Annotated in this window: 11 protein-coding genes; 4 read left to right on the top strand and 7 right to left on the bottom strand. The window is 59.8% G+C overall.

Going from position 1 to position 12,296, the window contains the following annotated elements:
* Nucleotides 1–227: 227 nt before the first annotated feature.
* Genes radA through katB form a run of 3 tightly spaced genes read right to left on the bottom strand, consistent with a single transcriptional unit; the run spans nt 228 to nt 3,770 of the window.
* Nucleotides 228–1,595: a DNA repair protein RadA gene (gene radA / locus Q1V60_RS09585; protein ID WP_300629645.1), complete on the bottom strand. Its 1,368-nt coding sequence runs from the start codon at nt 1,593–1,595 to the stop codon at nt 228–230.
* A gap of 35 nt (nt 1,596–1,630) precedes the next feature.
* Nucleotides 1,631–2,170 carry an ankyrin repeat domain-containing protein gene (locus tag Q1V60_RS09580; RefSeq protein ID WP_300629642.1) on the bottom strand — a complete coding sequence of 180 codons (540 nt, stop codon included), beginning with the start codon at nt 2,168–2,170 and terminating at the stop codon, nt 1,631–1,633.
* Nucleotides 2,171–2,228: 58 nt separating this feature from the next.
* Nucleotides 2,229–3,770, bottom strand: coding sequence for a catalase KatB (gene katB / locus Q1V60_RS09575; RefSeq protein ID WP_300629640.1), 1,542 nt, complete (start codon nt 3,768–3,770; stop codon nt 2,229–2,231).
* Between the two features lie 287 nt (nt 3,771–4,057).
* Here katB and mscL point away from each other — a divergent pair, with 287 nt between their 5' ends.
* Complete coding sequence (gene mscL / locus Q1V60_RS09570) at nt 4,058–4,474, top strand: large-conductance mechanosensitive channel protein MscL (RefSeq protein WP_300629637.1); 417 nt, start codon at nt 4,058–4,060, stop codon at nt 4,472–4,474.
* A 218-nt stretch (nt 4,475–4,692) separates the two neighbouring features.
* Here the strand turns inward: mscL and Q1V60_RS09565 are convergent, their stop codons facing one another.
* The gene (locus tag Q1V60_RS09565; RefSeq protein ID WP_300629635.1) at nt 4,693–5,469 is read right to left on the bottom strand and encodes a ferredoxin--NADP reductase; all 777 of its coding nucleotides are present in this window, start codon (nt 5,467–5,469) and stop codon (nt 4,693–4,695) included.
* A gap of 423 nt (nt 5,470–5,892) precedes the next feature.
* On the opposite strand from Q1V60_RS09565, the gene Q1V60_RS09560 reads away from it, so the two are divergent.
* Nucleotides 5,893–6,603 carry a LuxR family transcriptional regulator gene (locus tag Q1V60_RS09560; RefSeq protein ID WP_300629633.1) on the top strand — a complete coding sequence of 237 codons (711 nt, stop codon included), beginning with the start codon at nt 5,893–5,895 and terminating at the stop codon, nt 6,601–6,603.
* 140 nt (nt 6,604–6,743) lie between these two features.
* The gene (locus Q1V60_RS09555) at nt 6,744–7,868 is read left to right on the top strand and encodes a class I SAM-dependent methyltransferase (RefSeq protein ID WP_300629631.1); all 1,125 of its coding nucleotides are present in this window, start codon (nt 6,744–6,746) and stop codon (nt 7,866–7,868) included.
* 69 nt (nt 7,869–7,937) lie between these two features.
* Here Q1V60_RS09555 and Q1V60_RS09550 read toward each other — a convergent pair whose 3' ends face one another.
* The 3 genes from Q1V60_RS09550 to Q1V60_RS09540 are packed head-to-tail and all read right to left on the bottom strand — an operon-like array spanning nt 7,938 to nt 10,566.
* On the bottom strand, nt 7,938–8,105 hold the full coding sequence (locus tag Q1V60_RS09550) for a DUF2474 domain-containing protein (protein WP_065886906.1): 168 nt from the start codon (nt 8,103–8,105) through the stop codon (nt 7,938–7,940).
* 12 nt (nt 8,106–8,117) lie between these two features.
* Entirely contained in the window at nt 8,118–9,125 is a 1,008-nt protein-coding gene (gene cydB, locus Q1V60_RS09545) for a cytochrome d ubiquinol oxidase subunit II (RefSeq protein ID WP_300629621.1), read from the bottom strand.
* A gap of 1 nt (nt 9,126) precedes the next feature.
* On the bottom strand, nt 9,127–10,566 hold the full coding sequence (locus tag Q1V60_RS09540; protein WP_300629619.1) for a cytochrome ubiquinol oxidase subunit I: 1,440 nt from the start codon (nt 10,564–10,566) through the stop codon (nt 9,127–9,129).
* 321 nt (nt 10,567–10,887) lie between these two features.
* Here Q1V60_RS09540 and Q1V60_RS09535 point away from each other — a divergent pair, with 321 nt between their 5' ends.
* Nucleotides 10,888–12,138 carry an MFS transporter gene (locus tag Q1V60_RS09535; protein ID WP_300629617.1) on the top strand — a complete coding sequence of 417 codons (1,251 nt, stop codon included), beginning with the start codon at nt 10,888–10,890 and terminating at the stop codon, nt 12,136–12,138.
* Nucleotides 12,139–12,296 lie beyond the last annotated feature (158 nt).

Raw genomic sequence — 12,296 nt, 5'->3', positions numbered from 1 at the left:
CCGAGCAGACGTACAGCGCTATGTCTCTCGCTACAACATCAGCAGGCCTCACAGCTATAACGACTACCGGTCGCCGGTCATGAAGGAAAGGTTGGCGGCGTGAACCGTAATCAGTGTCCAAAATTACTTGACCAGTTCAGTTTGCTCGCGAAAGCGGTGGTTCAGTCAGTGCACATATCGACTGATTTACCGCTTTCACGAGCAAGCCCGCTCCCACACAGTGCTGATTATTCGAACAGTGCATCCAACGCCTGCTCCAGGCGCGTTACAGCAATGATCTGCAACCCCGGCGGCGCCTCCTTCGGCGCATTCCCCTTGGGCACGATCGCACGCTTGAAGCCATGCTTGGCCGCTTCCTTCAAGCGCTCCTGGCCGCTGGGCACCGGACGCACTTCGCCCGACAACCCCACCTCGCCAAACACCAGCAAATCATGGGGCAGCGGCCGGTTGCGCAGGCTGGACATCACCGCCGCCATCAACGCCAGATCGGACGCGGTCTCCAATACCTTGACCCCGCCGACCACGTTAAGGAAGACGTCCTGGTCGTGAGTCGGAATGCCCCCGTGCCGGTGCAACACCGCCAACAGCATGGCCAGGCGGTTCTGATCCAGGCCCAGGGTTACCCGTCGCGGGTTGGCCAGATGGCTGTCATCCACCAGCGCCTGAACCTCCACCAGCATCGGCCGGGTGCCTTCCCACGTCGCCATCACCACACTGCCTGGGACTTCTTCCTGGGCGCGGGAGAGAAAAATCGCCGACGGATTGGAGACTTCTTTCAGCCCCCTGTCAGTCATTGCAAACACACCCAACTCGTTCACCGCGCCAAAGCGGTTTTTCACCGCCCGCAGCAACCGCAGGCGGCCATCGGATTCACCCTCGAAATACAGCACGGTATCCACCATGTGCTCCAGCACTCGCGGCCCGGCCAGCGCGCCTTCCTTGGTCACGTGGCCGACCAGGAAGATCGCTGTGCCGCTCTGCTTGGCGTAGCGCACCAACAGCGCGGCACTTTCACGCACCTGGGACACGCCGCCAGGGGCTGATTGCAGTTGCTCGGTGAAAATCGTCTGGATCGAGTCGATCACCATGACCTTCGGCTTTTCGATCCGCGCCGTGGCGATGATGCTTTCAATGCAGGTTTCGGTCATGACCCGCAGCTGGTCCTGGGGCAAGCCCAGGCGACGGGCGCGCATTGCCACTTGTTGCTGGGATTCTTCACCGGTGACGTACAGCGCCGGCATGCGGCTGGCGATGCTGCACAGGGTTTGCAGCAGGATCGTGGATTTACCGATGCCGGGATCGCCGCCGATCAGCACGACCGAGCCGTCCACCAGGCCACCGCCCAATACCCGGTCCAACTCACCGGAGGCCGTGGAGAAACGCGGGATTTCTTCGACGCTGACTTCGGCCAGGGTCTTGATCTGCGCTTGTTGCCCGGTCCAGCCGGCGCGGCCGGAAGGGGCTGCGGCGCCGCCGCTTTCAATCATGGTTTCAGTCAGGGTGTTCCACGCACCGCACTCACCGCACTGGCCCGCCCATTTGGGAAAGGTCGCGCCGCACTCCGTGCAGCCGTACATGCGCTTGGCCTTTGCCATTCGAGAACCTCCAACGGAAAAACCGCGATGATAGCTCAGCGCGGCGCCGGGGTCCGGATTTCGCCGTTGGCCAAGCGCGAAGCGGTGTTGCCGATGGGGTCTTCGGCATTCAGGTCGGCCCCTTTGGCCTTCAACTCGCCCAACAATTCCACTCGTTTGAACAGCCCGGCGTACATGGCGGCGGTCTGCCCGGCGCCGTTGCGTTGGTCGGGGTTGCAATCGGTTGCCAGCAAGCGTTGGGCGATTTTCAGTTCGCCTTTGAAGATGGCCCCCATGAGCGCAGTGTTGCCGCGTTTGTCTTGCACGCAAGCGTCGGCGCCGGCGGCGAGCAAACGCTCCACGTAGGCACTTTCACCGTGATAGGCGGCCAGGATCAGCGCGGTGTAGCCCTTGGCGTCCTGGGTGTTGAGGCTATAGCCGGAGTCAATGAAGGTGTCGAGCATGTCGAGGTCGCCACGGCGGGCGGCATCGAAGTAGTAGTCCTGCAGCTGTGCCTTGAGCGCGACCGGGTCCGGGGAATCGGCCTGTGCGGTAAAGGCCAGCAAGGTCACCAGCAGTCCAATAACAATACGCATGGGTATTCTCCTGCCAAGGGTCGGCGCCCCAACCGGAACGCCGACCGCAACCAACGGATCAGTCAGTCAGTTTTTCAGCCAGTGCCTTCACACGAGCCAAGTCGCCCTTGGCCACCTTGGCCACGCCGGTGCCGTATTCCGGATCCGCCTTGTAGAGGAACGAGAGGATGATGTGCTTGCTCTCATCATCGGTGGTCGCCAGCGAGCCGCCGAAGTTGTCGATCAGGTCCTGACGCTCTTTCTTGCTGTAGGAGCGATACAAGTCGCCGGCCTGCTTGAAGTTCTGCTCACGCTGGATCTTCGCCTGCTGGGTGCTGCCCGACAGCGGCGACTGGCTGTAGCGCGCAGTCTGCGGCTCTTCGCGCGGCAACAGGCGGCTTGGCTGGTAGTTCACGCCGGAGGTGGTCTTGCCGAAGTTCAACGCGCCGTCCTGGTTGACGTTGTTGACGGTCACCCGTGGCGCGTTGATCGGCAGTTGCAGGGCGTTGGCGCCCAGACGGTACATTTGCGTATCGGCATAGGAGAACACCCGACCTTGCAGCAGGCGGTCTTCCGATGGCTCGATACCCGGTACCAGGTTGGCCGGGGCCATCGCCACTTGTTCGGTTTCCTGGAAAACATTGGCCGGGTTGCGGTTGAGCACCATTTGCCCAACTTTGCGCTCCGGTACATTCGGCCAGATCTTGGTGGCGTCCAGCGGGTCGAAATCGAACTTGGCCAGGTCTTCAGGTTTCAGCACCTGCACGTACAAGTCCCACTTGGGAAAATCGCCCTTGTTAATATGGGTGACCAGATCATTGGTCATATGGCTGTAGTCACGCCCTTGCACTTCGGTGACTTGCTTGGGATCAAGGTTCTTGATGCCTTGCAGGCTCTTCCAGTGGAACTTGACGTAGTGCACTTCGCCCTTGGCGTTGATCAACTTGTAGGCATGTACGCCATTGCCGTCCATTTCGCGGTAACTGGCCGGCGTACCGGAGTCCGAGTACAGCTCGGTCAGTGTACGAGTGGACTCTGGAACATGGGAGAAGAAGTCGAAACGACGCGAGTCGTCATCCAGGTTGGTACGCGGGTCCGGTTTGAACGCGTGGACCATGTCCGGGAACTTGATCGCATCGCGAATGAAGAATGTCGGGAAGTTATTCCCCACCAAGTCCCAGTTGCCTTCGGCAGTATAGAACTTGGTCGCGAAGCCCCGTGGGTCGCGCAGGGTTTCCGGGGAATGGTTACCGTGTACCACGGCCGAGAAGCGCACGAATACCGGGGTGGCTTCACCGGCGGCGAACACCTTGGCCTTGGTCAGGTCGCTGAGGTTGTCGGTCACCGTGAAAGTGCCATGCGCGCCCGTACCGCGGGCATGAACCACACGCTCGGGGATGCGTTCGCGGTCGAAGCGCTGCAGCTTTTGAATCAGCTGCACATCCTGCAGCAGCACGGGGCCGTTGGCGCCGGCCGTTTGCGAGTTCTGGTTATCCCCGACTGCGGCGCCGTTGTCCCGGGTCAGGTTGGCGGCTTGCACGGAGAGGGTCAGCAGGCTGGCGGTCACCAATACCAGCGCATGACGCGCCGACACGGGCCTGCGATTGATTGAAATGTTCATCACGATTTCCTCTGGTTTTTTTAGTGCACATTCAGTTGTGCTCGCCAGAGGCTAGTGACCTGCGGGTCAGAAGATAAATAGAAAAACACCACAGGCACGATTGAGAAAAAAATATGGTAACTCGCTGAAATTGCGCGTATTTCGCGCGCGATTGGTGGCACTTTGCAAACTATTTGCGATTTAATGTGTCAGTAAAATTCAACAGTGTTAAAGGTTGTGTCGCGCAAGCCTGCTACGACTGACTTACACTGACCTCCACCCTTTTCATCTGTAACAAGGAATAACTTATGGGCGTGATCAGTGAGTTCAAGGCCTTCGCGGTCAAAGGTAATGTGGTCGACATGGCCGTCGGGATTATCATCGGCGCCGCGTTTGGCAAAATTGTTTCCTCGTTTGTAGGGGACGTGGTGATGCCGCCGCTTGGCTTGTTGATCGGTGGCGTGGACTTCGGCGACCTGGCCATCACGCTTAAAGCCGCGCAAGGCGATATACCCGCCGTCGTACTGGCCTACGGCAAGTTCATCCAGAGCGTGGTCGACTTTTTGATCGTCGCCTTCGCCATCTTCATGGGTGTAAAGGCGATCAACCGCCTCAAGCGCGAAGAGGCCGTAGCCCCGAGCTTGCCGCCGACGCCGACCAAGGAAGAGGTGCTGCTGGGCGAGATCCGCGACCTGCTCAAGGCGCAGAACGACAAACCGCTCTGACCAGCGGATCAAAAAAGGCGCCACGTGAGGCGAATGCCGGTCAGTTAAGGAGGAGTGCTTTACCGTGGCGAGGGAGCTTGCTCGCGCTGGACTGCGTAGCAGTCCCGTTTTCTGGGGCCGCTTCGCGGCCCAGCGGGAGCAAGCTACCTCGCCACAGGTCAACGGTTGCCCGCTATAGCGCTTAACTGACTGGCATTAGCCACGTGAGGCGCACTTTTTTACCAGTAGTTTTCCACCGCCACCTGGCCCGGGCGTCTGCTCAGGCTCAGTTGCATGTCGCGCTGCTTGAGCAGTTGGCGAGTGTCATCGACCATCTGCGGATTGCCGCAAATCAGCACGCGGGAATGTTCCGGGGTCAGCGCGACGCCGGCGGCGCGCTCCAGTTCACCGTTCTCGATCAAGGTGGTGATGCGCCCGTTCAACGCCCCCGGATGCTGCTCGCGGGTGACGATAGGGATGTAGATCAGCTTGTGCGCATAGTCGGCCAGGTGTTCACGCTCGCCCAGCTCAGTGATCAGCGATTGGTACGCCAACTCCTTGGCCTCACGAGCGCTGTACACCAGGACGATACGTTCGAACTTCTCCCATACCTCGAAATCCTGCAGGATCGACAGGAACGGCGCCACGCCGGTACCGGTGCCCAACAGCCACAAATCACGCCCGTCTACAAAGCGGCTCAGGGTCAGGAAACCTGTGGCCTGGCGTTCCACCAGCAAGGTGTCGCCCACCTTCAGGCGGCTCAACTCACTGGTGAACTCGCCCCCCGGAACCACAATGGAAAAGAAATCGAGGTATTCGTCAAACGGTGAAGACACGATGGAATAAGCGCGCCACACGGTACTGCCGTCCGCCTTGGTGACGCCCAGGCGTACGAATTGGCCGGCGGTAAACCGAAAGCCGGCATCGCGCGTGGTGCGCAGGGTGAAAAGGCTGGGGGTCAGCGATTGCACATCGAGCAAGGTCTGGCGGGTAAATTTCTCAGCGCTGGCTGTCATGAGGGGCTCCGTTTTACACAGGCCCTTAGTGTCGCTCAAAGCAGCCCGCGCAAACACCGCTGATTTGTGCTGGCATTCATCCATCCAGAGGGTCGGTCTCGTCAGGCCTGTGACAATCCAATGACACATGGCGGCCCAACTTTGAACCAATCATTTTGCTATTAACGGGTTCGCTACATGGAAAAAGTTGAAGCCCAACCTGCAAGAAATGTCATTTTGACAGTATGGGCAAACTACTGATAAAGCAGGCTCCTGCTTAATGACTTATACAAAAGCCCGGCCTTTGCACAACTACGAAGCGCTAGCCCAACCTAACAAATCGAATATTTTTCAGGCCCACCAATAGGACTTATCCTACACTTGCTCGAGCAGCGTTGGGATCAGGACGTACCCAAGCCAAATGGAATACATGGAGATTTACCGATGGTCAAATGGCGCAATACACGGCTGCCCAAGCTGGAAGGCGAGAGCGAAATCACCAGCGTGTTTGAGATGGTCGTTAATCACACCTACGACTTGGGATTCCAATATTGCTCATTTACGATGAGTTCCCAAGACAAAAACAACCAAACAGACCCCATTCATTTATGCAACTACTCAAATGAATGGAGAAAGATTTATAAGCAAGCGCACTTCTTCGATATAGATCCTGTTGTATCCCATTGTAAAAACAGCGTACTACCTATTATCTGGAACGAAAAAATCTTTAGTAATACCCCTCACTTGTGGGAGTTGGCCCAGTCATTTGGCGTGCACTTAGGCTGGAGCCAGGCGGTGCATGATTTCCAAGGTGTGTTCAGCATGCTCACCCTGGCTCGGGGCAAAGGTGAGGTCAGCGCTGAAGAGCTTTACGAAAAAGCCGGGCAGGTATTGTGGCTCTGCCATGCGATGCATGCGATCGTTGCCAAGAAATACATCGTCGAACCCAATGCCACCGCGCCCAGTAAGTTAACCGCACGCGAAACCGAGGTGCTCAAGTGGTCCGCCATGGGCAAGACCGCTTCCGAGATCGCCGCTATTCTTTGCCTATCCGAGCGTACGGTGGGCTTTCATATCAGCAGTACCTTCAAGAAGCTGGGTGTCCACAATAAGATCCAGGCCGTGCTCAGCGCCTCTAAAGCAGGGCTGTTTTAGCCCGGACAAGAAACACCGCATGTAATCGCCTCCAAAAAAAAGTAACATTTACGGCCAATTCTGAGTGTTGATGCTGCCCTTTCAGAGGTTGCCTCGCTGTTCACTCAGCAGTTCCGTCGATTACCAGAGCCTCCCCCGCCATGCCCCTGCTTGACAGCCCCTTCGCCCAGCTCGATTTGATTCGTCAGCCCGAGCAACACAATGATCCGCTGCAAGCCTTCGATGCCGCCGATGAGTACCTGTTAAGCCACCTCGCTGGCCAACAACCCAACGCCGCGACCCGTGTGCTGGTTCTCAATGACAGCTTCGGCGCCCTCGCCGCCAGCCTTGAAGGCCAGATGCAGGTGACCTCCAGCGGGGACTCGTTCCTCGCCGCGCAGGGCCTGGAGAAAAACCTGATACGCAACGGCAAAGCGTTTGATGCGGTTACGTTCGTGCCGGCCAGCCAGACACCGGTCGGGCCTTTCGATCGCGTGCTGCTGCGTGTGCCAAAAACCCTGGCGCTGCTGGAAGAGCAGTTGATTCGGCTGCACGGGCAACTGGCGCCGGGCGCCGAAGTGATCGCGGGAGCAATGATCAAACACTTGCCACGCGCCGCCGGTGAGCTGCTGGAGCGTTATATCGGGCCGATGCACGCCACGCTGGCAGTAAAAAAAGCACGGCTGCTGATCGCCACCGTTGCGGATCGCCCCGCGCCGACATCGCCCTACCCTACCCGCTACACGCTGGGTGCACCGACCATCGAATTGCTCAACCATGCCAACGTGTTCTGCCGTGAAGGCCTGGACATCGGCACGCGCGCCTTCCTGCCGCACCTGCCGAACAACCTGGGCGGCGCCCGCGTGGCGGACCTGGGCTGCGGCAACGGCGTATTGGCAATTGCCAGCGCACTGCAAAACCCCGACGCGCAGTACACCCTGGTGGATGAGTCCTTCATGGCAGTGCAGTCCGCCACCGAGAACTGGCACGCCGCCCTGGGGCAGCGCGAGGTGATTGTGCGTGCCGACGACGGCCTGGCCGGCCAGCAAGCGCAGTCGCTGGACGTGGTGCTGTGCAACCCGCCGTTCCACCAGCAGCAGGTGGTGGGCGACTTCCTCGCCTGGCGCATGTTCCAACAGGCGCGCGAAGCCCTGGTGGTGGGCGGCGCGCTGTATATCGTCGGTAACCGCCACCTGGGTTATCACAGCAAATTGGCGCGCCTGTTCCGCGGCGTCGAACAAGTGGCGGCCACGCCCAAGTTTGTCATTCTCAAGGCCCGCAAATAAAAAAAGCCCCGCCCTTCCAGTAGGAAGAGCAGGACTCAAAAACCGGGCCGCAAAGCCCGGATCGGGATGTCAGTGCGTGGTAAGGCCGGCGGCATTCATGAACATGCGCATCAGGCTGGCGACGATAAACAGGGCCAGCACACTGCCGGTCCAAATCATCGCCAACCACCCAAGGCGCCGCCACAGCGGCTGTTTCTCGGCCTGTTCGATGTCGTGCAACGAAGGTTTGCCCGCCATGTTGCGACCCTCCTAGTGATAACCGTCTTCATGGGTGACCTTGCCGCGGAACACGTAGTAGCTCCAGAAGGTGTAGCCCAGGATGAACGGGATGATGAACAAGGTGCCCACCAGCATGAAGCCCTGGCTTTGGGGCGGTGCGGCGGCGTCCCAGATCGAAACCGACGGTGGAATGATGTTCGGCCACAAGCTGATGCCCAGCCCGCTGTAACCCAGGAAGATCAATACCAGCGTCAGCAGGAACGGCGTGTAGTGCGCATGGCGTGCCACGGCGCGGAACAGCCCGTACATCGTCACCAGTACCAGCACCGGCACCGGCAGGAACCAGAACAGGTTGGGCAGGGTAAACCAGCGCGAGGCGATTTCCGGATGGGTCAGCGGCGTCCAGAGGCTGACGATACCGATCACGGCCAGCACCACGAACGCCAGCGGCCGCGCCAGGTTGTGCATCTGTTCCTGCAACTTGCCTTCGGTCTTCATGATCAGCCAGGTGCAGCCGAGCAGGGCATACGCCACGATCAATGCCACGCCACAGAACATCGTGAACGGCGTGAGCCAGTCCAGCGAGCCGCCGGCGAACTGGCGGTTCACCACCGGAATGCCATCGATAAACGCCCCCAGCGCCACGCCCTGGAAGAATGTGGCCGTCAGCGAGCCGCCGATAAACGCCTTGTCCCACAGGTGACGCTTGTGGTCCTTGGCCTTGAAGCGGAACTCGAAGGCCACGCCCCGAAAGATCAGCCCGACCAGCATCAGGATCAGCGGCAGGTACAACGCCGACAACACGACTGAGTAGGCCAGCGGGAACGCGCCAAACAAGCCCGCGCCGCCCAATACCAGCCAGGTTTCATTGCCGTCCCACACGGGCGCCACGGTGTTCATCATGACGTCACGGTCGGTCTTGCCCGGTACGAACGGAAACAGGATGCCGATCCCCAGGTCGAAGCCGTCCATGACCACGTACATCATGATCCCGAAAATGATGATCACAGCCCAGATCAGCGGAAGATCAATACCCATCTCAATTCCCCTTGTGCTGGATGTCGTCATGGTCGTTGTCGGTGCCATCATCGGCAGCGGACAGCGGCCGCGCCGGAGTGCGTTTCTGGCCCGGACCACCATGGGTCGGCTCAGTGGCTTCGTGAACCACAGGGCCTTTGCGCACCAGCCGCATCATGTAACCCAAACCCGCGCCGAACAGCGCGAAGTACACCACCACGAACAACACCAAGGTTAGGGTCATCTGCGCCAGGCTATGCCCGGAGGACGCATCCGCCGTGCGCATCAGCCCGTAGACCACCCATGGCTGGCGACCGATTTCGGTGGTGAACCAGCCGGCGAGAATCGCGATCAGCCCGGACGGGCCCATCCACAAGGCCAGGTACAGGAACGGCCTGGACGTGTACATCTTGTCACCACGGCGCAGCCACAGGCTGAACAGCCCGGTGAAGATCATCAGGAAACCCAGGCCGACCATGACTCGGAACGACCAGAACACGACGGTCGAGTTGGGGCGGTCCTCAGGCGGGAACTCCTTGAGCGCCGGCACCTGCTTGTCCAACGAATGGGTCAGGATCAGGCTGCCCAGATAAGGGATTTCCACGGCGTATTTGGTTTTTTCGGCCTTCATGTCGGGCCAGCCAAACAAGATCAGCGGCGTCGGCTCGTTGCCTTTGTTTTCCCAGTGACCTTCGATCGCGGCGATTTTCGCCGGCTGGTGTTCCAGCGTATTAAGACCATGGAAGTCACCGATCACCGCCTGGACAGGCGCAACGATCAGGGCCATCCACATCGCCATTGAGAGCATTTTGCGGATCGCCGGGTTGTCCTTGCCACGCAACAAGTGCCAGGCCGCCGAGGAGCCGACGAAAAACGCGGTGGCCACGAAAGCCGCCGTGGCCATGTGCGCCAGGCGGTAGGGGAACGATGGGTTGAAGACGATGGCGAACCAGTCGGTCGGAATCACGCGGCCGTCGACGATTTCAAAGCCCTGGGGCGTCTGCATCCAGCTATTGGACGACAGGATCCAGAACGTGGAAATCAACGTACCCACGGCCACCATGACCGTTGAGAAGAAGTGCAGGTTGCGCCCCACCTTATTCCAGCCGAACAGCATCACGCCGAGAAAGCCCGCCTCGAGGAAGAAGGCCGTGAGCACTTCATACATGAGCAGCGGCCCGGTGACGGCGCCGGCGAAGTCCGAGAACCGGCTCCAGTTGGTGCCGAACTGGTAAGCCATGACCAGCCCGGAGACCACGCCCATGCCGAAGTTGACGGCAAAGATCTTCGACCAGAAATGGTAGAGGTCACGGTAGGTATCGTTACGCGTCTTGAGCCACAAGCCCTCCAGCACCGCAAGGTAACTGGCCAGGCCGATGGTGATCGCCGGGAACAGGATGTGAAACGAGATGGTGAACGCAAATTGAATTCGGGCGAGATCTAGCGCCTCCAAACCGAACATAAGTTTTCCTCTGTCAGGTAATACCGGCTGCGGGCTGAAAGCCTGCACCCACTGCCCCCACGGATATGGAGTGTGGCGAATTTCAATTCGTTTCTTTATTTTACCCATCACGTAGGGAATCTGGCCCTTGGGCCGCCAGAACAATCCCGGGGCGGGTTTTGATCTGGATCAAGCATCGTTAAAAGAGTAGTCCTATTTTCGATGCCCGGTTGTGTGGTCTTTTGTCGCGTGACAGCTTGCCTCACCAAGGGTTATTGCAACTCTTTGTTACAGCATGATGCTAATCTCGCCGTTCCTCTCGGCCCCCGATCTGTATTCCCAATGCCTACCGAACCTGCATTGCTGTTACGTCACCACCGCCCCTTCATCGCGTTCTGGCTGGCGCGAATCTTTACCGCCAGCGGCTTCCAGATGCTGACCGTGGCCATTGGCTGGAACCTCTACCAACTGACCGGCAATGTGCTGGACCTGGGGTTGGTCGGCCTGGTGGAGTTCGTGCCGCGCGTGCTGTTCATGCTACACACCGGGCATGTGGCTGATCGCTATGAGCGGCGCAAAGTCGCTGCCATCTGCCAGACCGTACAGGCGCTGATTGCCCTGTCCCTGGCCATCGGTGGCCTGACCGGCAACGTGACCCGCGAGATGATCTTTATCCTCGCCTTCCTGCTTGGCGCCGCGCGCTCGTTCGAGCTGCCCACCACCCAGGCAATGCTGCCGAGTATCGTGTCCAGCGCGCTGTTCCCCAGGGCCGTGGCCTCGTCGCAATCGGCGCAGCAACTGGCGACCATCGTCGCCCCGGCGCTCGGCGGTTTGCTCTATGCGTTCGGCAGCGTCTGGGTATACGGCCCGACCGTGGTGCTGTACCTGATCGCCTGCGGCCTGACCCTGAACCTGCCCGCCCGCCAGACGCCGCTGAACAAAGGCAAGGCCACCCTGGACTCGCTGTTGGCCGGGATTCGCTTTATCCGCAGCCGGCCGGACATCCTTGGCGCCATTTCCCTCGACTTGTTCGCCGTGCTGCTGGGCGGCGCCACCGCGTTATTGCCGGTGTTCGCCAAGGACATCCTGTTGACCGGCCCCTGGGGCCTGGGCCTGTTGCGCTCGGCACCGGCGGTGGGGGCGCTGTTGATGTCATTGTGGCTGGCGCGTTTTTCGGTGGACCGCAAGGTCGGCCGCGTGATGTTTACCGCGGTCGGTGTGTTCGGCGTGGCGACCATCGCGTTCGGGCTGTCGACCTCGTTCTGGTTCTCCCTGGCGGTGCTGGTGGTACTCGGCGCGGCGGATATGATCAGCATGGTGATCCGGGCTTCGTTCGTGCAGTTGGAAACGCCGGATGAAATGCGCGGCCGGGTGAGTGCGGTCAACGGCTTGTTTATCGGTGCATCCAATCAACTGGGTGAGTTCGAATCGGGGATCACCGCTCACTGGTTCGGCACCGTGCCCGCCGTGGTCATGGGCGGGATCGGTACGCTGGTGGTGACCGGCGTGTGGATCAAGCTGTTCCCCACCCTGGCTAACCGAGACCGCATGCATGTGCCCGTGGAAGAGCCCACGCTAAAACCCACGCCATAACCTGGGCCTGGAACCGAAGGGGGCTTGCCCTAATGCCAGTCAGTTAAGACAGAACCGGTCCCTGTGGCGAGGGAGCTTGCTCCCGCTGGACTGCGTAGCAGTCCCATTTTTGGGGCCGCTTCGCGCCCCAACGGGAGCAAGCTCCCTCGCCACAGGTC

It is taken from the genome of Pseudomonas sp. (assembly GCF_030147005.1).
Taxonomy (GTDB): Bacteria; Pseudomonadota; Gammaproteobacteria; order Pseudomonadales; family Pseudomonadaceae; genus Aquipseudomonas.
Note: the sequence above shows the minus strand (reverse complement) of the source record. Positions and strands in the feature narration are given on the sequence as shown.

What these genes read in the sequence shown, in the direction of transcription:
- Q1V60_RS09535 (WP_300629617.1), top strand. Translation starts at nt 10,888, where the DNA reads ATGCCTACCGAACCTGCATTGCTGTTACGTCACCACCGCCCCTTCATC.
- Q1V60_RS09540 (WP_300629619.1), bottom strand. Translation starts at nt 10,566, where the DNA reads ATGTTCGGTTTGGAGGCGCTAGATCTCGCCCGAATTCAATTTGCGTTC.
- Q1V60_RS09555 (WP_300629631.1), top strand. Translation starts at nt 6,744, where the DNA reads ATGCCCCTGCTTGACAGCCCCTTCGCCCAGCTCGATTTGATTCGTCAG.
- Q1V60_RS09565 (WP_300629635.1), bottom strand. Translation starts at nt 5,469, where the DNA reads ATGACAGCCAGCGCTGAGAAATTTACCCGCCAGACCTTGCTCGATGTG.
- Q1V60_RS09560 (WP_300629633.1), top strand. Translation starts at nt 5,893, where the DNA reads ATGGTCAAATGGCGCAATACACGGCTGCCCAAGCTGGAAGGCGAGAGC.
- katB (WP_300629640.1), bottom strand. Translation starts at nt 3,770, where the DNA reads ATGAACATTTCAATCAATCGCAGGCCCGTGTCGGCGCGTCATGCGCTG.
- cydB (WP_300629621.1), bottom strand. Translation starts at nt 9,125, where the DNA reads ATGGGTATTGATCTTCCGCTGATCTGGGCTGTGATCATCATTTTCGGG.
- Q1V60_RS09580 (WP_300629642.1), bottom strand. Translation starts at nt 2,170, where the DNA reads ATGCGTATTGTTATTGGACTGCTGGTGACCTTGCTGGCCTTTACCGCA.
- Q1V60_RS09550 (WP_065886906.1), bottom strand. Translation starts at nt 8,105, where the DNA reads ATGGCGGGCAAACCTTCGTTGCACGACATCGAACAGGCCGAGAAACAG.
- mscL (WP_300629637.1), top strand. Translation starts at nt 4,058, where the DNA reads ATGGGCGTGATCAGTGAGTTCAAGGCCTTCGCGGTCAAAGGTAATGTG.
- radA (WP_300629645.1), bottom strand. Translation starts at nt 1,595, where the DNA reads ATGGCAAAGGCCAAGCGCATGTACGGCTGCACGGAGTGCGGCGCGACC.